The following is a 24,674-nucleotide window of genomic DNA, read 5'->3' as shown; positions in this document are numbered from 1 at the left end:
GCGGGCGCTCACGGCGGCCCCATGATAGGGCCACCCTGCGCCGACCTTGCTCCGGATAATGTGCATCCGGCGCATCGTTCTCTCGAGGAAATGATGTCCATCTTTCATATGAAGTCGCTCGCGGCCAAGCTCATCCTGGTCACTGGGGTAGCGATTGCGCTTGTCCTGTTCGTCTCCAACTTCCTGCTGATTTCCCAGACGCGCGATCGCGTGGAAATGCTCACCATGGATCAGGCCAATAGCGAGGCCAAATCCATCTCCAATGAAATTGCCGCCAATGTCGGCGAACTCGCCAGCGCCGCCCGCTCCATGGCCGCCATCATCGGCCGCGGCCACGAGGGCCACACCTTCGATCGCAAGGGCATTATCAATATCCTCAAGGCCAATGTCGAGCAGAACGCCTTCGCCTTCGGCAGTTGGTTCTGCGAAAAGCTCGGCACATTCGACGGCAAGACAACTGAACTCGCCAACAACAAGGACGAAGGCGTCAACGACAAGGGCGTGTTCACACCCTATTGGTCGAAGACGAAGGACGGCGGCATCCAGTTCTCCACCTTCGACAACGACTACACCGCCGCATGGTGGAAGCTCGCCGCCGACAGCGGCAAGGGCGCCATCACTCCGCCATACTTGGCTGAAGGCACCGAAGTTCCGACGACCATGAGCTCGATCGCCTATCCGGTGATGTCCGGCGGCAAGATGATCGGCGTCTCGGGCGTCGATATCTCGCTCGCTTCACTTTCCGTCAAACTGCAGAACCTCCATCCCTTCGGTTCCGGCCGCGTCCTCCTGCTCTCCCAGGACAACAAGTGGCTGGTGGCGCCGAACAAGGACCTCCTGATGAAGGACTATAGCGGCGAGGGCGCCGATGCCATCAAGGCGGCATTGACCTCGTCGGCGACGGGCTTGGTGAAAAACCTTAGCGATAACGGCGGAGAAGAATTCGACCGTGTGGTCTATCCGTTCGCCGTGCCCGGCCTCAATGCCACCTGGGTCGTCCTCGTCGATGTGCCGCACAGTGCGATTGCCGCGCCCGTGCGCGACCAGACCTATATGATGATCATCGGCGGCGTCCTCGTGCTGGTTGCTGTCATGCTGGCGCTCTACGCCGCCGTGCGCGCCTTCGTACAGAAGCCGCTCGGCGGACTGGTCGCCAGCGTCAACGATCTCAGCGCCGGCAACTATGCCGAACCCGTCGAGGGCCAGAACCGTGCCGACGAGATCGGCTCGGTCGCCAAGGCGCTCGAAGGCTTCCGCTTCGCCCTTGCCGATACCAAGCGGCTGGAGGCCGAGGCCAACGACCAGCGCCGTGCCGCCGAAGGCGAACGTTATCGCTCGGAAGCGGAGCGAAGCGAAACCGTGGCGCTGCAGCGGCGCATCGTCACCATTCTCGGCCAGAGCCTGGCCGAGCTTTCCAAGGGCAATCTCGGCCACCGCATCGCCGAGGAATTCCCCGGCGAATACGCCCAGTTGAAGCAGGACTTCAATGCCGCACTCGCCAGCCTGGAAGAGACGGTGCACACGATGAACCTCAGCGTCGGTAATATCGGCAGCGGCACGGGCGAGATCAGCAACAGCGCCTCGGACCTTGCCCGCCGCACCGAGCAGCAGGCGGCAAGCCTGGAAGAAACCGCTGCAGCGCTCAACCAGCTTACGGCTCAGGTCAATTCCAGCGCCGAAAATGCCCGCACGGCTGCCAGCAGCGTCAACGCGGCATCCGAGGATGCCGGACGCTCCGGCGAGATCGTGCAGAAGGCGATCTCCTCCATGCATGGCATCGAGCAGTCCTCGCAGGAAGTTTCGCGCATCATCGGCGTGATCGACGAGATCGCGTTCCAGACCAACCTTCTCGCTCTGAATGCCGGTGTCGAAGCAGCGCGTGCCGGCGAAGCCGGCAAGGGCTTTGCAGTCGTGGCGCAGGAAGTGCGCGAGCTGGCGCAGCGTTCGGCCAATGCCGCAAAAGAGATCAAGACCCTGATCAACACCTCGGCCGGCCAGGTCAAGGAAGGCGTCGATCTCGTCGGCCGCACGGGCAATGCGCTACACAAGATCGCCGAGCAAGTGATGGAGATCAACGGCCTCATCCGCCAGATCTCGGCTTCTGCCAGCGAACAGGCGATCGGGCTGAAGGAAATCAACTCGGCCATGAACCAGATGGACCAGGTGACGCAGCAGAATGCCGCGATGGTGGAAGAAACCACCGCCGCCAGCGTGACGCTGAACGACGAGGCCCAGACGTTGAAAACGCTCGTCGCCCGCTTCCGCGTATCGCATGGCGGCCAGGATAATGCCTCCGCACTGCGCGCTGCCGCTCAGCAGATGCGCACGCCGGCCCCAGCCCCTGCCCGCAGTGTTACCCCGGCCGCCGCTCCAGCGCGCAAGGCGCGTCCGCAGACCCAAGGCGCAAATGCGCTGGCGCAGGGTGAATGGGAAGAATTCTGAGCCGACTAATGAAACCATAAAAGGCCGCCGGAGCGATCCGGCGGCCTTTTCCTATTCCTGCGGCAGCAAAGTCAGATGCGTGCAAAGCGCTCGGTCAGCAGCGCAAAGAAGCCGTCTGCATCGACATGGCGCATGACCTTGGCGTTGCGCTTACGGTCAGTGACATGCCACCAGTCGACAACGGTCATACCGACGGTCAGCTCCGATGTCACTTCGATCTCGACATTGCAATCGCGGCCTTTGAAAAGCTCCGGCTTCAGCAGATAAGCGATGACGGTGGGGTCGTGCAACGGACCGCCGTCAGAGCCATATTTTTCGATATCGAAACGCTCGAAGAATTCCAGCATCTCGACCATTGCCTTGGCCGGAGCAGTGCCAACGGCGGCGATAGCAGCCACACGATCCTTGCGGGTCAGAAGCTGGTGGGTCACGTCGAGCGGCATCATGACGACAGGTACGCCGGAGCGGAAGACGACATCGGCCGCTTCCGGGTCGACATAGATGTTGAATTCAGCCGCCGGCGTGATGTTGCCGCCTTCGAAGAAGCCGCCGCCCATCATCACCAGCTCGCGGACGCGCGCGATGATGTCGGGCGCCTTCTGGAAGGCGAGCGCGATATTGGTGAGCGGGCCAAGCGTGCAGAGCGTGACCGCGCCGGCCGGCTCGTTGCGCAGGGTGTCGATGATGAAGTCGACGGCATGACCGGGCTGAAGCTCCATGGTCGGCTCCGGCAGGTCAGGGCCGTCAAGGCCGGTCTTGCCGTGGACATGTTCGGCGGTGACCAGCTTGCGCTTGAGCGGCGCATCGGCGCCGGCAAAAACCTTCACGTCGCGGCGGTTGCAGAGCTCGCAGACGATACGGGCATTGCGGCTCGTCAAACTCAGGGGCACATTGCCGGCGACCGTGGTGATGCCGAGTACGTCGATTTCCTCACGACTTCCGAAGGCGAGCAAAATCGCGGCGGCGTCGTCCTGGCCGGGATCGGTATCGATGATAATTTTTCTGGGCTCGGTCATCTCTGGGCTTTCCTCCGGTGCGGCTTGGCAGTCTTGATGCGAGCCCGTTTAAGCTTTGTCAAGCAGCCGGATGCCGGCGTGGCCATTGGCATTGCGATACCGGAAGTAATCTCGCAAATGCGAAGGCCGCGCCTCCTTGCACTCCCCCGCCCCTGCTCCCATATTACACGTAACCGGGTGCTGAAAGATCAGGTCCGGAAAGGTCGCTTGACACCAAGGACTTGAGACATGAGCCGGACCACTCCCTTTGCCAGCCCTCTGCTTCTGGGCTTCGACACCATGGAAAAGACGCTGGAGCGGATTTCCAAGGTCAGCGATGGTTATCCCCCTTACAATATCGAACGCATGCGGGCCGACCGCCTCTCGGGCGAGCCTGAGCGCCTGCGCATTACGCTTGCGGTTGCCGGCTTCTCGGAAGACGAGCTCGATATCACCACGGAAGAAAACCAGCTTTTGATCCGTGGGCGGCAGGTGGAGCATGAGGAGCGCGATTATCTCTATCGCGGCATTGCGGCCCGTCAGTTCCAGCGCGTCTTCGTTTTGGCAGACGGCATGCAGGTGCTCGGCGCCGTCTTGAAGAACGGCCTGCTTTCCGTCGATCTCATTCGGCCGGAACCGGACCGGATGGTAAAGAAAATTAACATTTCGGTATCACAGTAAGACAACGGCAGATTGCCGCTGGTCCCTCATGCTGGAGGTACGAACATGCTTTTGAGAGAAGCCACTGCGCGCCTGACTCAATCCGAACTCGCCAATATTGGTGCGGGTGAGGTTGCCTATGTCAGAAAGATCCATTCGGACGAAGTGTCCCGTTGCTTTCCCGAGGCGCCGGACATCGATCCGAATGTCGACCTCTGGGCGCTTTTCGGCGCCGATGGCACTCCGATTCTTCTGACCGACAACCGGTCCAGCACCTTCTATAAGGCGGCTGAGGACGAGCTGAAGACGGTCAGCCTTCATTGAGGGCTCCGTGCCATTAGTTGATCGAGGCGCTGCGACCGCGATTGCGTCAGAGCATTCCTATCCCGGTGTAATGCCCCTCTCAACCGGCGCTGACGCTCGTCCTTCTCCCGCGGAGGAGAAGCTGTAACTCCACCTTCCAAACTGGCTGACATGCACATGGCAATAGCTTCTTCACCCTAACGGGTAGAAAGGAGGATTTGAGCGATTTCGCGCCGCGAAATTGCGAGAGGCGGGATTGCCGCTTAAACTCTCTTGAACGTCAGATAGGCCGAAGACCGTCCCTCGCGCCGGGCTTTTGCCTCATAGCGCGTGCTGGGCCAGCCTTCATAGGGCGTCAGCCAGTCGCTGGCATTGTTTGCCATCCATTCAAAGCCGCCATGGGCGGCGCAGTGCTGCAGCGTCCAGTTGACATAGGTGTCGATGTCGGAGGCGAAGCAGAAGATGGCGCCGGGCTTCAGGACGCGGTGAAAGCGATCGAGATTGACCTGCGAGACGAAGCGGCGCTTCCAGTGTTTTTTCTTCGGCCAGGGATCGGGATAGAGCAGATCGATCTGGTCGAGGCAGCCCTCCGGCAGCCAATCCAGCAGTTGCGTGGCGTCGTCATTATAGACGCGGATGTTGCGCGCGCCGGTTTCGTCGACGCGGGCAAGCAGCTTCTGCATGGAATTGACGAAGGGCTCGACGCCGATAAAGCCGGTCGCCGGAGATTCCAGCGCCCGGTGGATCAGGTGTTCGCCGCCGCCGAAGCCGATTTCCAGGCGCAGACGCTCGGTCTGCACCGGGAACAGATCATTCAGCGGCTGCGGCGCCGGTGCAGAGAGATCGACGATATATTGCGGCAGCAGCGCTTCCAGCCTTTCGGCCTGCTGGCCGCGCAAAGGCTTTCCCTTGCGCCGGCCGAAGAATGCTTCCGTCGCCCGCGACCGGCGCTCGGTATCGATCATGCAGCTTCCCGGGTCTTCACAGCTTCCTTCAGGGCCTTGACGAGGTCCGTGCGCTCCCAGGAGAACGAGCCGTCGCGGCCTGCTTTGCGGCCGAAATGGCCGTAAGCCGAGGTCTTCGCGTAAATCGGCTTGTTAAGGTCGAGATGGCGGCGGATGCCGGTCGGCGAAAGGTCCATGTTCTTGCGGATCGCCGCTTCGATCTGGTCTTCGCTGACGCCCTTGCCGGTGCCGTGCAGGTCGACATAGATCGACAGCGGCTGAGCAACGCCGATGGCGTAGGAGAGCTGGATCGTGCAGCGGTCGGCAAGAGCGGCGGCTACGACGTTCTTTGCGAGGTAGCGCGCAGCGTAGGCAGCGGAACGGTCGACCTTGGTCGTGTCCTTGCCGGAGAAGGCGCCGCCGCCGTGCGGTGCAGCACCGCCGTAGGTATCGACGATGATCTTGCGGCCTGTCAGGCCGGCATCACCATCCGGACCGCCGATGACGAACTTGCCGGTGGGATTGATGTACCAGTTGCAGTCGGCCGCGATCTTCAGCTCGCCGAGAGCTTCGCGGATATAGGGTTCGACGACGGCGCGAACCTTCGCCGAATCCCAGCTATCATCGAGATGCTGGGTGGAAAGAACGATCGAGGTCACTTCGGTCGGCTTGCCGTCGACGTAGCGGACGGTCACCTGGCTCTTGGCGTCCGGGCCGAGCTTGGCGACTTCGCCGTCGCCCTTCTTGCGGGCGGCAGCGAGGAGCTGCAGGATCTTGTGCGAATAGTAGATCGGCGCCGGCATGAGGTCCGGCGTTTCGCGGCAGGCATAGCCGAACATGATGCCCTGGTCGCCGGCACCTTCATCGCCCTGCTGGTCGGCGGCGTTGTCGACGCCCTGGGCGATGTCGGCGGACTGCGAGTGCAGGAGAACGTCGATGCGCGCCTTCTTCCAATGGAAGCCGTCCTGTTCGTAACCGATATCCTTGATGGCGCGGCGGGCAGCGGCCTTGAACTTCGAGGGATTGATGACGTCGTTGCCATCCTTGTCCTTCTTCATCAGGCTCGGCGGCAGACGAACTTCGCCGGCGATGACGACGCGGTTGGTGGTGGCAAGGGTCTCGCAGGCAATGCGCACGCCCCAGGGGTTGACGCCGGTCTTTGCCGCTTCGCGGTAGACCAGATCGACGATTTCGTCGGAGATGCGGTCACAGACTTTATCCGGGTGACCTTCGGCAACAGACTCGCTGGTAAACAGATAATTCGCGCGCATATGGGATTCCCCTCAAAGAACAAATCTCCGCTTTTGATATTCGTCTCGAGCGCGAAAAACAAGCCACAGAAGGACATAAATATATCTTTATATCCCGGCGAAAGTGATAAAATTTTGCCATAAACATGGAAAAGGCGGCCAAAATGACCGCCTTGCGACTTTGCCACTGCAGCGCTGCTTAAAAACGCTTATTCGGCGTCGGCCTCGGCTGCGAGGGCCTTGACGAGCTCGACCACCTTGCGGCGGACCTTGCCATCGGAAATTTTCACGAAGGCGCGGTTGAGCTGCAGCCCTTCCGAGGAAGAGAGAAAATCGACCACATAATTGGAACTGGAAGCCTCGGCCATGCCGCCGGCGGTTGCCGCATGCTCACCCGGCGCGTCCTCGAAGAAGAAGGAAACCGGAACGTTAAGAATGCTGGAAATATTCTGAAGACGGCTGGCGCCAACGCGGTTGGTGCCTTTCTCATACTTCTGAATTTGCTGGAAAGTGATTCCGAGGCTCTCGCCGAGCTTCTCCTGGCTCATGCCCAGCATGGTACGGCGGAGGCGGATGCGGCTACCGACATGGATGTCGATGGGGTTCGGCTTCTTTTTGTTCTCAATCATCATAATTGCCCTAACATAGGTTGAATTCAGGTCCTGCCATCCGGTGCCCTTAACCACCCCTATAACGCTACGTTGCAGCCGACGCCCCACCCGGCTTCTAGTTTACGTTCAAAAGGCAGACAACAACCACTATGCAATTTTAGGGTTTTTTGGTCAATTCGCCCTTGAAATAAAACCCATGCGTGAAATCACAGCGATTATACCGACTACCCCGATTGCCAACCAGAAGTATGCATTTCGTATCCTATCGTCGATAGGCGACACGGTTGCGCTACTCAAAGTGGCGTCGACAAATCCTTGCTCATTAAAGTCGATTCCGGAAATCAAACGTCCGTGAGCGTCGACATAGGCCGAAACACCCGTATTGGCGCTGCGAATCAGCGGCAAACCCTGTTCGACAGCCCTTACCCGCGCCTGCAGGAAATGCTGATAGGGGCCTGGCGTGTCGCCGAACCAGGCATCATTCGTAACGTTCAGAATGGCGTTGGCTTGCTGGATTTCCGGTGTCATTTCGTTCGGGAAAATGATCTCGTAACAGATCAGCGGATAAAGTTTGACGCCGCTTGGCAGCGTCAGCAACTGCCGGCTGGCGGCCGCTGAAAACCCGCCCGGCAACTCGATGACATTCTGAATTCCGAGATAACCGAGGATGTTTTCGAAGGGCACGTACTCGCCGAACGGCACAAGATGGGTCTTGTCGGAGGCGCCGATAATCTGGCCGCGGCCGTCGATCACATAGATGGAGTTGTAATAGCGCGGCTCGAGACCGGGACCCATGTCCTCGACGCGAACGGCGCCGGTGATCAGGATCTGGTCATCGTCGAGCTGATCGGCAATGCGGGTCAGCGCGTCCTGATTATCCGTCAAAATAAAGGGGATAGCGGTCTCCGGCCAGACGATGATGTCGGGCCGTTTGCCACCATTGATGGGCGGCTGCACCGAGAGCGACAGATGTTTGTCGAAGATCGCGGCGCGGTCGGCATCGGTGTCCATCTTGGCTTCCTGGTCGATCGCGGGCTGGACGATGCGCACCACCGGCGCCGTCTTGCCGCCGCTCGCCAGGGGTTCCGGCAGACTGAGCGCATAATAGCCGTAACCGAAATGCGCGGCGGCGATGAGTGCGGCGAGCCCGATCCCCGGCACCCGCCCCTGGCGCGTTCCAAGTAGTGCCGGGGACGCGAAAACGAAGACCGCAAGCACGGTGACGCCGAGCACGCCGATCACATGCGCCGATTGCATCATCAGCGGAATGGGCATGGCGCCGTAGCCGATGGCATTCCAGGGAAAGCCGGTGAAAAGGAAGCTGCGCAGCCATTCCAGCAGGCCAAAGGCGAAGGCGAGTGCGGCAATGCGCCCCATGCCGTCGGACCAGAGCAGCCGGGCCAGCGCCGCCGCCACGCCATAGAAAATCGCGAGAAACGCCGGCAGACCGAGGATCGCCAGCGGCAGCGCCCAGGCGAACGCATCGGCATCGATCAGAAGCGCATGGCCGAGCCACCAGAGACCGGCGACGAAATAACCGAAACCGAACAGCCAGCCGATGGCAAAAGCCGGCCAGAGGCGCCCAAGGAAGCCGCTATCGGGACCGGCGGCAGCGCCATCCAGCAGCCAGACAAGCAGCGTGAAAGAGACGAACATCGCCGCGAAGAAGCCGAAGGGCGGCAAGGCGAGGACGCCGATTGCTCCGGCAACGATGGCGAGAAATGCGCGCTTGAAACCCCAGACGAGGATAACCTTGCCCGAAAGCCGTTCCATGCGCGCGCTCCGTCCAAACTGCGAATCATTGGCCGCAGTCTTTCAAAAAAGCAGCGGTTTGTCCTGCTGAAGCGCCATTTATTGGCTGGCCGTGTTCCGTTCTGCCGAAGGTTCGTCCGGAAGCGTATCCGGCGACGGCAAATCGCGCTCGAGTACGCCACCTTCCCCCTCGGCCTTGGCCGGACGGCGGCGCACGGCATGACGCTTACGCGTGATGCGAACCCGTTTGATGCGGCGCGGATCGGCATCGAGGATATGGAATTCGAAGCCTGGCAGCGCCTGGACGAGCTCGCCGCGCACCGGGATCCTGCCGAGCGCCGAGAAGATCAGGCCGCCGAGCGTATCCACCTCGTCCACCTGCTCGCTGATGTCGAAATCGGTGCCGATGGCGGCGGCAATCTCTTCCAGCTCGACGCGGGCATCGGCGACGAAAACGTCTTCGGAGACACGCTTGAACATGACTTCCTCGTCGTCATGTTCGTCATCGATATCGCCGACGACCATTTCGACGATGTCCTCATGTGAGGCGAGGCCGTCGGTGCCGCCATATTCATCGATGACGAGGGCCATCTGCGTGCGGTTGACCTGCATGCGGCGGAGAAGATCCGACGCCAGCATGGAGGGCGGCACGAACAGGATTTTTCGGATGATGCCGGCTTCGGCGAGCGTCTTCTGCAGGTCGACGCGCGAAAGGTCGAAATTCGGCTTGGCCGAGCGCGGAGGCTTCTCAGTCGGGCTCGCAGTCGACGCAGATGCCGCTGCCGCCGCCTTGCCATTGCTGCCGCGGCGCTTGTTGCGCGCCTGCTTGGCGACATAAGACAGTAGGTCGCGGATATGCACCATGCCGCGCGGATCATCGAGCGTTTCGGCATAGACCGGCATGCGCGAGCGACCACTCTCCTCGAACAGGATCATCAGCTCGCCGATGGTGATATTCTGGTCAACCGCCTCGATATCGGCGCGCGGCACCATGACGTCCTCGACACGCACCTCGCGGAAACGGAGGATGTTGTGCAGCATTGCCCGCTCGTCCGGCGAGAAAGCGTCGTCATCGGTGGCGTTGGTCATCAGCGCGTCGGCGAGATCCTCGCGCAGACGTGCAGAGCCTTGAGCTGGGCGCAAAATGCGCGCAGCGCGGGCCCAGAAGGATGAGTGTGATCGTTTGCCGCTACTACTGCCCGCCTCATCGGAGGAGGCTGTTTCGGCTCCGTCTTTGGCCTCGGGGGCCGGTCTTGTCGTAAAGTCGCTCATTGTTCCTGATCAGACAGGGTTCAGTCAAATGGGGTCCTGCCCCGCATAGGGATCAGATAGGCCAAGCTCCGCCAAAATGCGAGTCTCCAGCCCCTCCATTATTTCGGCTTCGCTATTATTCATATGGTCGTAGCCGAAGAGATGCAAGAAACCATGCACCATCAAATGGGTCAGATGGTCATCAAAACTCTTTTCCAGCTCGACCGCCTCGCGCTCCACCGTCTCTTTGGCGATGATGATATCGCCGAGCATCGGGCCGGGTCTGCCGCCCGGCGCCAGCGGAAAAGCGGGGAACGACAGGACATTGGTCGCCTTGTCCTGCTCGCGCCATTCCGCATTGATCTCCCGGATCGAGGCATCGTCGGTGAAGACCAGCGACAATTCCGGCGCCATTTTCGGAAAAGGCTGCTTCTCGTATTTTTCGAGATAGGCCACAGCCGCGCCCAACACGCGCTCGGCCAGGGCCTGCAATGCCTCTTCCGAGGGCCAGCCGCCCTCTTCGACGCTGATCTGTATATCGAGATCGGCCATCAGATCTGCGGATCGGCCTCACCACCAGCGACGGGGGCGAGGTAGTTCGAGTCGTAAGCCCTGACGATGCGCGCCACCAAGGGATGACGGACGACGTCTGTGTCCTTGAAGCGCACGATGGTTATACCTTCGACGTCGTTCAGGAGCTGCAAGGCCTCCACCAGGCCGGATTTGACACCGCGCGGCAGGTCGATCTGGCTGGGGTCGCCGGTGATGATCATGCGCGAATTCTCACCGAGACGCGTCAGGAACATCTTCATCTGCATCGAGGTGGTATTCTGCGCCTCGTCGAGGATGACGGCGGCGTTGGCAAGCGTGCGACCACGCATGAAGGCGAGCGGAGCGATTTCGATGACGCCAGCGGTGATGGCGCGTTCGACCTTGTCGCCCGGCATCATGTCGTAGAGCGCATCATAGAGCGGGCGGAGATAGGGGTCGACCTTCTCCTTCATATCGCCGGGCAGGAAGCCAAGACGCTCGCCGGCTTCGACGGCCGGGCGCGACAGGATGATCTTCTCGACCGCGCCGCGCTCCAAAAGCTGAGCGGCGTGGGCAACGGCGAGATAGGTCTTGCCCGTACCGGCCGGACCGACGCCGAAAACCATCTCGGAACGGTCCATCGCCCTGATATAGGCGTCCTGCGTCGGCGTGCGCGCGATGATCGTCTTCTTGCGCGTCGAAATCTGCGCCATCGTCAGCTTGGCTTTTTTCTCCATCGTCGGCAGCGTCAGTTGGTCATCGGCGGCAACCGCCATGCGGATTGCTCCTTCCACGTCGGAGCGCTCCACATTCCCACCTTTCTGCAGCTTGTCATAGAGATAATCGAGCGTGCGGCGCGCCTGGTTGGTGGCCAGCACATCACCCGTGATAATGACGGAATTGCCGCGTGCGCGTGCGTCGATGCCCAGACGCTCTTCGAGCAGCTTCAAATTCTGATCGAACTGTCCGAAAAGTTCGCTGGCGAACCGATTGTTCTCGAACGTCAGGATGAAGTGATTGGCGTCGCTCGCGGTGCGTGGCTGGCGCGATGAAGAAGAAACCAATTCCTGTCCGTTCAAGCGGTCCGGCTCCTTTGCCTGGTCCGGAACCTAAAGCAACTCAGCAAAAAGGCTGTTCGTGCTGGTTCCGATGATTCGTACATTGATAATGTCACCGATTTGCGATGCTTTTGCATCAACATTCACAGATTGCAGCCAAGGAGATCGGCCGATCAACTGACCCGGCATGCGGCCCGGCTTCTCCAGCAGTATATCGACCACCTTGCCGACACAGGCGTCAGCGAAAGCGTGCTGCTGCTTCAAAAGCAGCGCCTGCAATCGTTCCAGTCGTTCCGCCTTGATCTCTTCCGGCACTTGGCCCTTCAATTCCGCACCCGGCGTTCCAGGGCGCGTCGAATATTTAAACGAGAAGGCTTGCGCATAGTTCACCTCCTCCACAAGACGAAGTGTATCCGCAAAATCCTGCTCTGTCTCCCCCGGGAAACCGACAATGAAATCACCCGAAAGGGCGATATCCGGCCGTGCCGCACGGATTTTTTCGATCAAAGCGAGATATTCCGCCGCCGTGTGCCGCCGATTCATCGCTTTGAGGATGCGGTCGGAACCGGATTGAACCGGCAGATGGAGATAGGGCATCAAGGTGCGCAAATCGCGATGGGCCGCAATCAACCGGTCGTCCATGTCGCGCGGATGGCTGGTGGTATAGCGCAGCCGGGCAAGGCCCGGGATTTCAGCCAGCAGGTAGAGCAAGTCGCCGAGACTCCAGGCTTCGCCCTTCGGCCCGGTTCCGTGCCAGGCATTGACATTCTGGCCAAGCAGCGTGATTTCGCGCACACCGCCATCCACAAGTTTTTGCGCTTCCTCGACGATCTGGGCGACCGGACGGGAGACTTCGGAGCCGCGCGTATAGGGAACGACGCAGAAGGTGCAGAACTTATCGCAGCCCTCCTGCACGGTCAGAAAGGCGGTGACACCTCGGGCGCGAATTTTGGTGCTCTCGGCGATCGGCAGATGTTCGAACTTGTCTTCGATCGCATATTCCGTATCGACCACGCGCTCGCCTTCCTTGGCGCGGCGCAGCGCGTCCGGCAGGCGATGATAGGTCTGCGGGCCGATGACGACGTCGACAGCGGGCGCGCGGCGGAGGATTTCCTCGCCCTCGGCCTGGGCGACGCAGCCGGTGACGCCGATCATCATGTCGCGGCCATCGGCGGCCTTGCGCTTCTTCATCTCGCGCAGGCGCCCGAGTGCCGAATAAACCTTTTCAGCTGCCTTCTCGCGGATGTGGCAAGTGTTCAGCAGGACGAGATCGGCTTCTTCCATGTCCTCGGTCGGCTCATAGCCATCACGGGCGAGCGCATCGCTCATCCGTGTCGAGTCGTAGACATTCATCTGGCAGCCGTAGGTCTTGATGAAAACCTTACGGCTGTTGGAGCCATCGCGCATCCCAATCTCTAAAACATTGGGCTGCGGGGCGTCGAGAAGTGCACTGTCCTTGGTCATGGCCGCTATGTAGTGGCTTTTGCTTCCTGAGAAAATGAAAAAGTTAAAATCGCCGGAATATCAGGCAATCTCGCGGCCGAGCAGCCGGCTCGCCAGCATGGCGCGGATGCGCCGCGCCACGGTGGCGCTGACCTCCTTGCGGTTGGTGTCGGCGCGATAATCCACCGCCTCGCCGAAGCAGACATCGACATCGATGGCCCCGCAGGCAAAGATGCCCTTCAGATGCGGCACCAGCTCGATGTCACCAGGCCAAGCCGCGATAGGGCGATAATAACGGCCCATGGCGACGCCATGAACCCGGGTATAGGCAACCGCGACCGGCTGGACGTGAACGACGGCATCCGGCGTCTTCGGCAAAGCGGCGGCGGCTGCGCCGAACAACGAGGATTTGACCTCGAGCAGACGGTTGCCGTCCGAGGTCGTGCCTTCCGGAAACAGCACCATGATCTCGCCATCGGCCATGCGCTCGGCGATCTCGCTCACTTGGTCGCCGGTCTTGCGCTTCTGCTCGCGTTCGATGAACACGCTCTTCTGCCATTGGGCGAAGAGTCCGAAGATCGGCCAGTCCCGCACTTCCGATTTTGCGATGAAGGCGACGTCGGCAACTGCGGAAAGCACCAGAATATCGAGCCAGGAAGCGTGGTTCGCAGCCAGCATCAGCGGCCGGCGACGCTCAAGCTCTCCGACAATGTGGATGCGGACGCCAAGGCAATGGCAAATGATGCGATGCCAGTAGCGCGGCAGATAGCGCCTGGGCTTCCAATCGAAGCGCAGGCAAAGAATCTGCAGCGGCAGCAGGACGAGGCTGACAACGCAGATGACAAAGACGGCACAGCCGACGCGCAGCCAGGTTATCAAATCATCCGCTCCCGCACGACCGCCGCCACTTCAGCGTTCGTCCTTGTTCAGCGGAATACCGTAGAGCTCCAGCCGATGGTCGACGAGCTTGAAACCGTGTTCGCGGGCAATGCGCTCCTGCAGCGCCTCGATCTCCGGCGAGTGGAATTCGATCACTTCGCCGCTCTTCAGGTCGATCAGGTGATCGTGATGCTCTTCCGGCACGGTTTCGTACCGCGAACGCCCGTCACGGAAGTCATGGCGCTCGATGATGCCGGCATCCTCGAAAAGCTTTACGGTGCGGTAAACCGTCGAAATCGAGATCTTCGCATCCACCTTCACGGAGCGGCGGTGCAGCTCTTCGACGTCGGGATGATCTTCCGAACTCTCGATGATGCGCGCAATGACCCGCCGTTGCTCCGTCATGCGCATGCCGCGCTCGGCGCAAAGCTCCTCAAGGGATTTTACGGGATCGGTCATTGAATACGGTCTTCGGTCTATTCGTCTAGGACAACGGACTAGCGAAGAACACGGCGCATGACAAGCGCCGTCGATTTCGCGCCGTTTTCGTCGACATAATAGGCCCTGCGTTCGCCGACCGTTTCGAAACCGAGCTTGCGGTAGAGACCGAGCGCCGGCTGATTGCCGCCATCGACCTCCAGGAACATGGTTTCGCCGCCGCGGTTGCGCGCCTCGCGCAACGCCGCCTGCATCAGCCGCCAGCCGAGGCCGGAGCGGCCAAGTTTGGCGTTGACGGCAACTGTCAGGATTTCCGCTTCACCCGCCGCCTGCCGCGCCAGAACGAAGCCGGGAAGCGGCTTTTTCAGGATGGCGTTGGTCTGGCGCGCGACAAAGCCGAAGGTCGTGTCCTGCGACAGGAGATTTTGAAACTCGCTATCGTCCCAAACCCGTGAAAACCGTTCGCCATGCAGCGCAGCCACCTCGGCACAATCCTGCAACTGCATCGGAACGATCTCGTATTCGGCTTTCAGGGTGAGATAGGATTCCAGCATGATTATACCCTGGCGACTGCGTACCCTGCCTGCGGTCTGGCGTCGGGTCCGCGAAGATAAAGCGGCTTCGGCTTTTCGCTGACAGGTTTGGCAGCGCCCAGCCGGGCGACGGTGGCAATCGGAAAAGCATCCGGCCGCGCCGCCGGCGGAGAGTCGCTGAGCCGGGCAACAGCCGAGCCGGTGACGACACCGTCGAAAGCATCTGATATCGCACGCGCTTCATCGATCGTCACGGCGCGCGCCTCATCCAGCGGATGGCCATCGGCATCGAAGGACTGGAGATAGATCTCCTCGCGCTTGGCGTCGATTGCGGCCAGAACCGATTTACCCGGATTCGTTTCCCGAGCGGCGGCGGCCATGACCTCGAGGGTCGTGACGCCAACGGCGGGAATGTTCAGGGAAAGCGCGAAACCGCGGGCGGCTGCAACGCCAATGCGGATGCCGGTGAACGAGCCGGGACCGACGGTCACGACCATACGCTCCACTGCCGCGAGCGCTATATCGGCTTCAGCCAGCGCCCGGTCGACAACATCCATCAAATGTTCGGCATGCCCTCGCCCGATCGTTTCCGTGACCTCCCCGATCACAGAATCACTGCCACTATCATACACAGCGGCAGCGCAATCCACACCTGCCGTGTCGAGCGCCAGTACGATCATCACAATTTTTCCGAAAAGGCCAAACTTGAAGCGCAGTGAATTAGCTTCAAACCGTCACTGCACTCCAAAATCTGTTTTTGCACAATCTTATCCAAAAACCGCTGCGCATGTTTGGGGACCATGCTTAGACGGCTTCGACTTCCTGCACTTCCGGGACGAAATGGCGCAGCAGATTCTGTATGCCATGCTTCAACGTCGCGGTAGACGACGGGCAACCGGAGCAGGATCCCTTCATGTTGAGGTAGACCTTGCCGTCACGAAAGCCGCGGAAGGTGATATCGCCGCCATCCTGGGCAACAGCCGGACGAACGCGGGTCTCGAGCAATTCCTTGATGGTCAGCACGATCGATTCGTCGCCTTCGTCGAAGAACTCACCGCCGGCGTCCTGTGCTTCGGAAAGAACCGAGCTTTCGCCCATGACCGGCTTGCCGGACATGAAATGCTCCATGATCGAACCGAGGATGGCGGGCTTCAGATGCTGCCATTCCTGGTTCTCCTTGGAGACGGAGATGAAGTCGTAGCCGAAATAGACGCCGCTAACGCCGGGTACATCGAAGATGCGGGCAGCGAGCGGCGAGGCTTCCGCTTCTTCGGCGTTGCGGAATTCGGCCGTGCCGTTTTCCATCACCACCTTGCCCGGCAGGAACTTCAGAGTTGCGGGGTTCGGCGTCGCTTCGGTCTGAATGAACATCTTGATCTCCATGCGGCGAGACCGAAGCCCCGTACCACGTCTGTCGTGTCCGACTTTAGAATATTTCAAAAGAAAATAGGCTTTTTGGCCGCGCTATTCAAGAGACTGATTCTCAAGAATTAGGCCCAAAAACTTAGCTCAGCGCGTCGATTTCCTCGTTCGTCAGCGTATCGGGCAGCACCGTCACGGGGATCGGAAAGGCCGCGGCACGCCCGGCGATCGAAGACACCAGCGGTCCCGGCCCTTCCTTGGCCGAACCAGCGGCGAGAACGAGCAACGCGATGTCCCGGTCTTCCTCGATCACCGCATTGATCTGCTCGGCGGCCGCCCCTTCGCGAATGACGATCTCCGGATCGATGCCGATATTTTCACGCACGATCTGCGCCGCCTTGGCCGTTGCCGCCTCGGCCTCCTCGCGCGCTTCGGCCCGCATGATCTCCTCGACGCCCAGCCACTGCTGGAAATCGCCTTCGGGGATCACAAAGAGGAGCACAAGGCCGCCGTTGGAATTCTTGGCGCGCCGGCCGGCATAATGGACGGCACGCTGGCATTCGGGAGTGCCGTCGATGACCGCCATGAACTTGCGGCGGTGACCTTCGAGCCGTGAGAGACGTTTTGATACCATGGGATCAAGTCTGACATCGAAATCCGTGCCATGGCAAGCCCCGTTTTGAACCCGGTGACAGATGCCGCTCAGCCGGCTTTTGGGTCCATAAGCCTCGCCTCACCTGATACTCGGATGGAGCTTCCAACTGCGGCCGGGATATCGGCACGCAGGCGAGAACGCATTCCCATATCCTCACCCTGGATGATGTCGACGGCCCCGCCATGCGGCCAGGCAATGTCGCGCAGATATCCAGCGAGGGCTGCGGTTGCAGCGCCGGTCGCAGGGTCTTCATAGACCCCACCCGACGCGAAGGCATTGCGGGTATGGAAGAGTTGCGGCGTTTCGGCGTAGGCGAGCAGGATCGTGATCCAACCTTCGCGGATCATCAAAGCGCGCCCCGCATCGAGATCGTAGGTCATTGCGGCAAGCGTCCTGCGGGATTTCAGGGCCAGCATGAAGTGATCGGCACCGCCATGAATAAGCGCGGGTGGAATGGCCGGGTTCAGATCGTCAGTCGAATATCCGAACAGCGCCAGCACCTCCGACAGCAATTCAGGCGTCGGCGCCTTGCTTTGCGTGGGCGGCGATTGCAGGGCCGCCGTGAGGACGTCGCCATTTCGGTGCCCCTCGACAGTGATATTGGCCTGATTGAGCGCGAGCGCAAAAATCCCGTCGCCCTCCCGCAACGCAAGGGCCGCTCCAAGGGCGATCGTCGCGTGACCGCAGAATGGAACTTCCGATTCTGGAGAGAAATAACGCACCCTCCAGCCCTGCCCTTCCGGGCAGGCGAAAGCGGTCTCGGAGAAACCGACGTCGGCCGCGATGCGCTGCATCTCAGCGGCATCGGGCAGGACATCGGCAATCAAGACGCCGGCGGGATTGCCGCCGGCTCCGTCTTCCGAAAAGGAGGCAATCCGCAAGATAGTCAAGGCCGGCCCATCCGTTCGCTAGTCTTGGCGCGCCGCAGCGGCCGCGCGCCAACCGATAAGAGACCAAAAGGCTCAGTAGATAAAGCCGATGATGTCGCGGACCTGCTTCATCGTCACTTCGGCGCGGGCTCTCGCACGGTTGCCGCCGTCGCGCAGGATGGCATCGATATGGCCGGGATCGGCCATCAGGCGGCGCATTTCGCCGGTGATCGGCGAGAGCACGTGCACGGCAAGATCGACCAGCGCCGGCTTGAAGACCGAGAACTGCTGGCCGCCGAATTCCGAAAGAATGTCCGCCTTCGACCGATCGGCAAGCGCTGCATAGATACCGACAAGATTGTCGGCTTCCGGCCGGCCGGCAAGGCCTGCGATCTCGCTCGGCAAGCCATCCGGATCAGTCTTGGCCTTGCGGATCTTCTTCGAGATATTTTCTTCGTCGTCGAGAAGATTGATGCGCGACAGGTCGGACGCGTCGGATTTCGACATCTTCTTGGTGCCGTCGCGCAGCGACATGACGCGCGGCGCCGGGCCATCGATCAGCGGCTCGACCATCGGAAAATAGGCATGTACCGGCTCGTCACCGACAGTGATGTCAATGCCGTAGCCTGAGCGGCGGATATGCTCCATGTAGTCCAGATTGAACTTCATGGCGATGTCGCGGGTCAGTTCCAGATGCTGCTTCTGGTCGTCGCCGACCGGCACGTGCGTCGCGCGGTAGACGAGAATGTCCGCCGCCATCAGGCTCGGATAGGCATAGAGGCCGAGGGAGGCCTGCTCGCGGTCCTTGCCGGCCTTGTCCTTGAACTGCGTCATGCGGTTCATCCAGCCGATGCGGGCGACGCAGTTGAAGATCCAGGCAAGCTCGGCATGCTGCGGCACGGCGGACTGGTTGAAGACGATATGCTTTTCCGGGTCGATGCCGGCGGCAAGGAAGGCGGCGGTGATCGAACGGATCTGGCCCGGCATGTCCTCATGCACGAGTTGGGCAGTCAGCGCATGCATGTCGACGACGCAGTAGATGCAGTCGTTGTTGGCCTGTAGGGCCACGAACTTGCGGATTGCGCCGAGATAGTTGCCGAGATGGAGATTGCCGGTCGGCTGGACGCCGGAGAATACGAGCGGCTTGAATTCGGTCATGTCGTCCTCAAAAGGCTTGTGGAGGGCCCGGGCGAGCGACGCTCGACCCTTGGTTTCGAGCGGCTTATGCACGGCGGGCAGCCGGGGATCAAGAGGATATCTGGCAGAGTCTCAGGAAGAATGCTGGATCAGATCCCAGGTGTTGCCATAGGGATCGGCAAAGACCGCCACCGTGCCATAGACCTCGCGGCGCGGCTCCTCCAGAAAGCGCACGCCCTTTTCCTTCATCGCGGCATGATCGCGAACGAAATCATCTGTCTTGAGGAAGAAGCCGACGCGGCCGCCGGTCTGGTTGCCGACTGCGGCACGCTGCGTTTCGTCGGCGGCCTGGGCCAGCAGCAGCGCGGCGCCCTCGCCGCCTTTCGGCTTGATGACGACCCAGCGTTTGCCCTCCGGCTGCGCCTCGTCCTGTAGGCAATCGAAACCGAGCGCATCGCAATAGAAGGCCTTGGCGCGATCGTAGTCGTCGACGACGAGGGTGACGAGAAAGAGGGATTGGGGCATGGGAAAGCTCCGCATCTGGCAAAATCGTCCCCTTGCCCTGCTTGCGGGAAGGGGTCGGGGTAAAGGAGTTTGATACTCCCCGTTCACGACCTCCGCGTCCGAAACGGCTCCGCCGGCTTGCGCTTCAAATTGCGGCGCACCATGCCTAAATCCACGCCGCCGATCAGGAAGGCGACAACGAAATACACCACCATCGCAATCAATATGAGCAAGCCCAGGACGCCGATCTTGGTAAGCAGCGTCGAGCTGGACCCCAGAAGCGGCTCCCAGCGATGAGACAAATATACGATGACGCCGCCCATGACGGCGGAGGAGACGAGCAGCATGACGGTGCGGCGCGCCAGCGACCATTCCCAGGCGAGATGTCCGCGGCGATAGAGCGTGACGAAGAGCTGTACAGCGTTCAGCCATCCGGCAACCGCCTCGGCGAGCGCAATGCCGCGTTCGGCCAGCACCGGGAAAAGCAGGATGGACAGCGCCGAATTGACGAAGACGGCGACCGCCGTGTAGCGCATCGGCGATTTCGTATCTTCGCGGGCATAAAAGCCGGGCTGCAGCGCCTTGATCAGCACGAAAGCCGGCAGGCCCAGGCCAAAGATGGCGAGAATGGAGCCGACCAGCGTCGTATTGTTCGGGTTAAAGGCACCGCGCTCGTAAAGCACGCGGATGATATCGTCGGAGAGAAGCCAGAGTGCGACAGCGGCCGGCAGGGTCAGGAACAGCACGAATTCGATCGAGCGGTTCTGGATATTGGCGGCTTCCTTAAGGTGGCCTGACTTCAGTGAACGGGCCAGTTCCGGCAGAAGCACGATTCCGACGGCAACGCCGACGACGCCGAGCGGCAGCTGGTAGATGCGGTCTGCATATTGCAGGGCGGCGATCGCGCCTTCCTTGCCCGAGGCGATCGCCTGCCCGATCACCAGGTTGATCTGGGTGACGCCGCCGGTGATGGCCGCCGGGATGGCAAGAAGCAGGAGCCGCTTGACATTGGGCGTGAAGCGCGGAAAGCGCAGGCCGATATTGATGCCGGCATGGCGCACGCCGATATAGACGACACCCAGCTGCAGCACGCCTGCCACCAGCACCGACCAGGACAGGTACCAGGCGGTAGCCAGCGGATCGGCGCCGAAATAGATCGAATAGAACAGCGCGCTGATCATCACCAGGTTTAGGAAGATTGGAGCCACGGCGGCGGCGAAGAAACGATGCAGCGAATTCAGCATGCCGCTCATCATCGCCGTCAGCGACATCGACATGAGATAGGGAAACATCACGGCGGCCAACCGGACCGTCAGGTCGAATTTCTCGGCATCGTCGGCGAAACCAGGCGCGATGACCCAACGCACCAGGAGCGGCATGGACAGTTCCATGACGATGGTGATCAGCAGCAGCACTGAAAACAGGACGCCGAAGACTTCCTCGGAAAAACGCTTGGCGCCCTCGATGCCGTTCGCCTCGATCTCCTTGGCGAAGAGCGGCACGAAGGCGGCGTTGAAGGCACCCTCGGCGAAAAGGCGACGAAACAGGTTCGGAAAGCGGAAGGCGGCGTAAAACACGTCAGCCATCGGCCCCGTGCCGAGAGCGGCGGCCATCAGCGTTTCGCGGGCGAAGCCGAAGATGCGGCTGCCAAGCGTCGCGCCGCCGACGGTGATGAATTTCTTGACGAGGCTCATGCGGCTGAACCGGCTTTCTTTTCAGGATCGAGCTTTTCAACAGCGGACGAACGCGTGGCAGCGGGCGCGATAATACCGGACGGCATGCGCTCGCGGACCTCGTCCTCTTCGCCAGCCATCACCGCCTTCAGACGCGCGGTGATGTTGGCTCGCTTGTTTTCGTTAGAGATTTTCTGTCCGACGAGGTCGGTCACGTAGAAGGTATCGATGACCTTTTCGCCGAAGGTGGTGATGCGCGCCGACTGGATGTCGAGCGACAGGTCTGAGAGAACCGCAGTGATTTCCGACAGGAGACCGGTGCGGTCGAGGCATTCCACTTCGATGACGGTGAACTTGTTCGACAGGCTGTTGGAGATCGTCACCGATGGCGGGATGACGAAAGCCTTGTTCTTTCGGCGGTTCTTGGTGCGGGTGGCGATGACTTCCGGCAGGCGCTTCCGGCCGGCGAGCACGTCCTCGATCATCTTGCCGATGGTACCGGCGCGCCGTAGCTCGTCCGCGTCGTCGGGGAATTCGCGGCTGACATGGATGGTGTCGAGCGCACGACCATCAGACGTCGTGAAAATCTGCGCATCGGCGATATTGGCGCCCGCGGCAGCGCAGGCGCCGGCGATCACCGTCAGAAGGCGCGGATGGTCCGGCGAGAGCACGGTGATTTCGGTGATGGCATGGAAACTGTCGGTGCGCACCATGGTCGCCAGGACCTGGCCGGATTTGTCGGTCTGGCGAATGAACTGCGTATGGCGGATCTGATCTTCCAGCGGCACGGAGAGAAGGTAGGGCTGGTAGTGCAGTTTGACGTAGGCCTTGCGGTCCTTCTGGCTCCAGTCCTCCAGCGCCTTTTCGAGCGCTTTGGCGGCGTCTTCCGCCCGCTCCTTGCGCGATACTTCTGAGAAACCGCCGGCGAGCAGCAGTTCGGTCTCGTAGTAGAGCGTACGCAGAAGCTGGCCCTTCCAGCCGTTCCATACGCCGGGACCAACGGCGCGGATGTCGCACACGGTCAAGATCAGCAGCATCTTCAGCCGGTCGAGCGACTGCACCCGGTCGGCAAAATCGATGATGGTCTTGCGGTCGGTCAGGTCGCGAGTCTGGGCGACCATCGACATGGTCAGGTGCTCGGCGATCAGCCAGACCACCAGCTCCGTCTGCTTCGGCGTCAGGCCGAAACGCGGGCAAAGCTTGCGCGCCACCTTGGCGCCGGCCTCGGAGTGGTCTTCCTCGCGACCCTTGGCGATGTCGTGCAGGAGAACGGCGACATAAAGCGCATCGCGGTCCTCGATGGTGCGTATCAGCTTGTTGGTCAGCGGGTGGATATCTTCCGCATTGCCCTTGTCGATCTCAGACAGCACCTCGACGGCGCGGATCAGATGCTCGTCCACCGTATAGTGGTGATACATGTTGAACTGCATCATCGAGACGATCTTGCCGAATTCCGGGATGAAGCGGCCGAGCACGCCGGCCTCGTTCATGCGGCGCAGAATCAGCGCCGGATCGCGCTTGGAGGTCAGGATCGCCAGGAACAGGCGATTGGCCTCTTCGTTTTCGCGCAGGTCGTTGTCGATCAGGCCCAGCGAACGCGTGACGCGCTTCAGCGCATCGGGATGAAACTCCAGTCCATGGATATCGGCAACGAAGAACAGCCGGATCAGGCTCACCGGATCGCGCTTGAAAACATCGGGATTGGCAAGCGCGATGCGGCCGCGATCCTCGACGAACTCGAGCGAACCGGGGATCTTGCGCGAGCGATGGGCAAAGCGGCTGATGACGCCGGTCAGGCCCGGCGTCGCCTTAGCCTGCTGCTCCTCCAGCGCTGCGCAGAGGATGCGAGTGAGATCGCCAACATCCTTGGCGACCAGGAAGTAGTGCTTCATGAAGCGTTCGACTGCGGAAAGACCGGGACGGGCATGATAGCCAAGCGCTTCGGCAATCTCGCGCTGGATGTCGAAGGAAAGCCGTTCCTCCGCCTTGCCGGTCAGGAAGTGCATATGGCAGCGCACGGCCCAGAGGAAATCCTCGGCCTTCTGGAAAAGGCGGTACTCCTGCTTCGAGAGCACGGCGAGCTTCACAAGATCGGCCGGATCGCGGACGTGATAGTAATATTTCGAAATCCAGAACAGCGTATGCAGGTCGCGGAGACCGCCCTTGCCTTCCTTGACGTTGGGCTCGACCAGATAGCGGGTATCACCGGCCTTGCGATGACGCTCGTCGCGCTCGGCAAGCTTGGCAGCAATGAATTCAGGCCCGGTGTTGGTGACGATTTCCTTATCGAAACGCGTTTCCAGTTCGCGCGCCAGGGGTTCGCTGCCGCAGATATAGCGCGTTTCGAGAATGGCGGTGCGCACCGTCATGTCGGATTTTGCCTGGCGCATGCATTCTTCGACGGTGCGGGTGGCGTGGCCGACCTTAAAGCCCATGTCCCACAGCATATAGAGAATGAACTCGACCGCCTTGTGCGTCTCGTCCTCGGGCTTCGGCTGGAAGAGGAAGAGAAGGTCTATGTCCGAGCCGGGCGCCAGCGTGTCGCGGCCATAGCCGCCGACAGCCGTGATCGCGAAGCTGCCTTTCTGCTTCGGATGGACGTGGCTGACCGTGAAGTCGTAGAGAACGGTGATGATCTGATCCTGCAGCCAGGAAATGCGGTGCGCGCAATTGAGCCCGCTGCCATCCTCCGAAAGCAGGAGGCGCACCTTTTCGCGGCCTTCCAGGCTGGCCTTTTTCAACAGGGCGAGAAGGGCGGCGCGCTCGTCCTTCTTGTCCTCATGGCGCTTGGCGAGGGTCTCGCATTCCGCCCTCAGCGCGGAGACGTCGAGAATGACGGGAAAATCGATGTCATGCATTACCATGCTCGGCCGACCGGGATCCTGTTCGTTGACCGCGGCCCATTGGCGGCGCGCCTGTCTTTTCGTCTGCATGCGCTATAGCCTCTTTGCCCGGCGATTGACACAGGCATTCTACGCCCGAATCCTCATATTCAGCCTAGACCAAATTTCCCGAATGAGCGGCTTCGGGAGTTCTATCGGGCCAAAGTTGACGAAGAGTGACGGCTGTCGATGCAGAAATCGGCAGTTTTAGGGCTGCGGCATCTCAAGCGATCGTCTGAGTTCGTTGATGCTATATAATATATTTCGCGATTGGGCGCCGATCTGCGTCAACATTTCCCGTTCGCACTCCCAATAGCCCGCCTTGGCGATCCTTGAGCTGATGTCGGAAATCCGGCTGCAGGACAGGGCTATGTTGAGAAGCCCCCGGTCGGATTCGCAGTCCGGCGCGTCGCCCTCGCCGCAGATCTTGCCGCGGGCGGCGATCGGAGAAAAACGCTCGGCCAGAATGCGGACCTCGGCGAGAAGATGTTCGATATGCATC

24 protein-coding genes are annotated in these 24,674 nt (G+C 60.8%); 3 read left to right on the top strand and 21 right to left on the bottom strand.

Features of this window, described 5'->3' with window-relative positions:
* The first annotated feature begins 93 nt into the window (after window positions 1-93).
* Entirely contained in the window at window positions 94-2,442 is a 2,349-nt protein-coding gene (locus NXC24_RS02430; protein ID WP_104821848.1) for a methyl-accepting chemotaxis protein, read from the top strand.
* A 71-nt stretch (window positions 2,443-2,513) separates the two neighbouring features.
* Here NXC24_RS02430 and NXC24_RS02425 read toward each other — a convergent pair whose 3' ends face one another.
* Window positions 2,514-3,458 (bottom strand): nucleoside hydrolase, encoded by a 945-nt coding sequence (locus NXC24_RS02425; protein ID WP_104821847.1) that lies wholly within the window; start codon window positions 3,456-3,458, stop codon window positions 2,514-2,516.
* 228 nt (window positions 3,459-3,686) lie between these two features.
* Here NXC24_RS02425 and NXC24_RS02420 point away from each other — a divergent pair, with 228 nt between their 5' ends.
* A complete protein-coding gene (locus tag NXC24_RS02420; RefSeq protein WP_104821846.1) occupies window positions 3,687-4,118 on the top strand; it encodes an Hsp20 family protein in 432 nt (143 codons plus the stop codon).
* A 45-nt stretch (window positions 4,119-4,163) separates the two neighbouring features.
* Window positions 4,164-4,421 carry a DUF1150 family protein gene (locus tag NXC24_RS02415; RefSeq protein ID WP_104821845.1) on the top strand — a complete coding sequence of 86 codons (258 nt, stop codon included), beginning with the start codon at window positions 4,164-4,166 and terminating at the stop codon, window positions 4,419-4,421.
* A gap of 242 nt (window positions 4,422-4,663) precedes the next feature.
* Here the strand turns inward: NXC24_RS02415 and NXC24_RS02410 are convergent, their stop codons facing one another.
* The 20 genes from NXC24_RS02410 to NXC24_RS02315 all read right to left on the bottom strand — a co-directional run bounded on the left by NXC24_RS02410 (window position 4,664) and on the right by NXC24_RS02315 (window position 24,673).
* Window positions 4,664-5,365 (bottom strand): tRNA (guanosine(46)-N(7))-methyltransferase TrmB, encoded by a 702-nt coding sequence (locus tag NXC24_RS02410; protein ID WP_104821844.1) that lies wholly within the window; start codon window positions 5,363-5,365, stop codon window positions 4,664-4,666.
* Complete coding sequence (gene metK, locus NXC24_RS02405; RefSeq protein ID WP_104821843.1) at window positions 5,362-6,615, bottom strand: methionine adenosyltransferase; 1,254 nt, start codon at window positions 6,613-6,615, stop codon at window positions 5,362-5,364. The genes NXC24_RS02410 and metK overlap by 4 nt, the downstream gene beginning before the upstream one ends.
* Before the next feature lie 188 nt (window positions 6,616-6,803).
* A complete protein-coding gene (locus tag NXC24_RS02400; protein ID WP_104821842.1) occupies window positions 6,804-7,223 on the bottom strand; it encodes a helix-turn-helix domain-containing protein in 420 nt (139 codons plus the stop codon).
* Window positions 7,224-7,376: 153 nt separating this feature from the next.
* Entirely contained in the window at window positions 7,377-8,978 is a 1,602-nt protein-coding gene (lnt, locus tag NXC24_RS02395) for an apolipoprotein N-acyltransferase (RefSeq protein WP_104821841.1), read from the bottom strand.
* A 78-nt stretch (window positions 8,979-9,056) separates the two neighbouring features.
* Entirely contained in the window at window positions 9,057-10,229 is a 1,173-nt protein-coding gene (locus tag NXC24_RS02390; RefSeq protein WP_104821840.1) for a hemolysin family protein, read from the bottom strand.
* A gap of 24 nt (window positions 10,230-10,253) precedes the next feature.
* On the bottom strand, window positions 10,254-10,760 hold the full coding sequence (gene ybeY, locus NXC24_RS02385; RefSeq protein ID WP_104821839.1) for an rRNA maturation RNase YbeY: 507 nt from the start codon (window positions 10,758-10,760) through the stop codon (window positions 10,254-10,256).
* On the bottom strand, window positions 10,760-11,818 hold the full coding sequence (locus NXC24_RS02380) for a PhoH family protein (protein ID WP_104821838.1): 1,059 nt from the start codon (window positions 11,816-11,818) through the stop codon (window positions 10,760-10,762). The genes ybeY and NXC24_RS02380 overlap by 1 nt, the downstream gene beginning before the upstream one ends.
* Before the next feature lie 30 nt (window positions 11,819-11,848).
* Window positions 11,849-13,261, bottom strand: a complete 1,413-nt coding sequence (gene miaB, locus NXC24_RS02375) for a tRNA (N6-isopentenyl adenosine(37)-C2)-methylthiotransferase MiaB (RefSeq protein ID WP_104821837.1) — start codon at window positions 13,259-13,261, stop codon at window positions 11,849-11,851.
* Window positions 13,262-13,321: 60 nt separating this feature from the next.
* Window positions 13,322-14,119, bottom strand: a complete 798-nt coding sequence (locus NXC24_RS02370) for a lysophospholipid acyltransferase family protein (RefSeq protein WP_104821836.1) — start codon at window positions 14,117-14,119, stop codon at window positions 13,322-13,324.
* Window positions 14,120-14,149: 30 nt separating this feature from the next.
* Window positions 14,150-14,578, bottom strand: a complete 429-nt coding sequence (locus NXC24_RS02365; RefSeq protein WP_104821835.1) for a Fur family transcriptional regulator — start codon at window positions 14,576-14,578, stop codon at window positions 14,150-14,152.
* Window positions 14,579-14,616: 38 nt separating this feature from the next.
* The gene (locus tag NXC24_RS02360) at window positions 14,617-15,111 is read right to left on the bottom strand and encodes an N-acetyltransferase (protein WP_104821834.1); all 495 of its coding nucleotides are present in this window, start codon (window positions 15,109-15,111) and stop codon (window positions 14,617-14,619) included.
* A gap of 2 nt (window positions 15,112-15,113) precedes the next feature.
* Window positions 15,114-15,770: a tRNA (adenosine(37)-N6)-threonylcarbamoyltransferase complex dimerization subunit type 1 TsaB gene (gene tsaB, locus NXC24_RS02355; RefSeq protein ID WP_104821833.1), complete on the bottom strand. Its 657-nt coding sequence runs from the start codon at window positions 15,768-15,770 to the stop codon at window positions 15,114-15,116.
* Between the two features lie 124 nt (window positions 15,771-15,894).
* Complete coding sequence (locus tag NXC24_RS02350; RefSeq protein WP_104821832.1) at window positions 15,895-16,461, bottom strand: NifU family protein; 567 nt, start codon at window positions 16,459-16,461, stop codon at window positions 15,895-15,897.
* A gap of 133 nt (window positions 16,462-16,594) precedes the next feature.
* Window positions 16,595-17,086 carry a universal stress protein gene (locus tag NXC24_RS02345; protein WP_104821831.1) on the bottom strand — a complete coding sequence of 164 codons (492 nt, stop codon included), beginning with the start codon at window positions 17,084-17,086 and terminating at the stop codon, window positions 16,595-16,597.
* 68 nt (window positions 17,087-17,154) lie between these two features.
* Window positions 17,155-17,997 (bottom strand): PhzF family phenazine biosynthesis protein, encoded by an 843-nt coding sequence (locus NXC24_RS02340; RefSeq protein ID WP_104821830.1) that lies wholly within the window; start codon window positions 17,995-17,997, stop codon window positions 17,155-17,157.
* A gap of 72 nt (window positions 17,998-18,069) precedes the next feature.
* Window positions 18,070-19,134: a tryptophan--tRNA ligase gene (gene trpS / locus NXC24_RS02335; protein WP_104821829.1), complete on the bottom strand. Its 1,065-nt coding sequence runs from the start codon at window positions 19,132-19,134 to the stop codon at window positions 18,070-18,072.
* Window positions 19,135-19,245: 111 nt separating this feature from the next.
* Window positions 19,246-19,638 carry a VOC family protein gene (locus NXC24_RS02330; RefSeq protein ID WP_104821828.1) on the bottom strand — a complete coding sequence of 131 codons (393 nt, stop codon included), beginning with the start codon at window positions 19,636-19,638 and terminating at the stop codon, window positions 19,246-19,248.
* Window positions 19,639-19,721: 83 nt separating this feature from the next.
* The gene (murJ, locus tag NXC24_RS02325; RefSeq protein WP_104821827.1) at window positions 19,722-21,311 is read right to left on the bottom strand and encodes a murein biosynthesis integral membrane protein MurJ; all 1,590 of its coding nucleotides are present in this window, start codon (window positions 21,309-21,311) and stop codon (window positions 19,722-19,724) included.
* A complete protein-coding gene (locus tag NXC24_RS02320; protein ID WP_104821826.1) occupies window positions 21,308-24,223 on the bottom strand; it encodes a [protein-PII] uridylyltransferase in 2,916 nt (971 codons plus the stop codon). Before NXC24_RS02320 ends, murJ begins: the two co-directional genes overlap by 4 nt.
* Window positions 24,224-24,379: 156 nt before the next feature.
* Window positions 24,380-24,673: a hypothetical protein gene (locus NXC24_RS02315; protein WP_104821825.1), complete on the bottom strand. Its 294-nt coding sequence runs from the start codon at window positions 24,671-24,673 to the stop codon at window positions 24,380-24,382.
* Window position 24,674 lies beyond the last annotated feature (1 nt).

It is taken from the genome of Rhizobium sp. NXC24, assembly GCF_002944315.1.
GTDB lineage: Bacteria > Pseudomonadota > Alphaproteobacteria > Rhizobiales > Rhizobiaceae > Rhizobium.
This window is presented reverse-complemented; position numbering and strand designations above follow the sequence as displayed.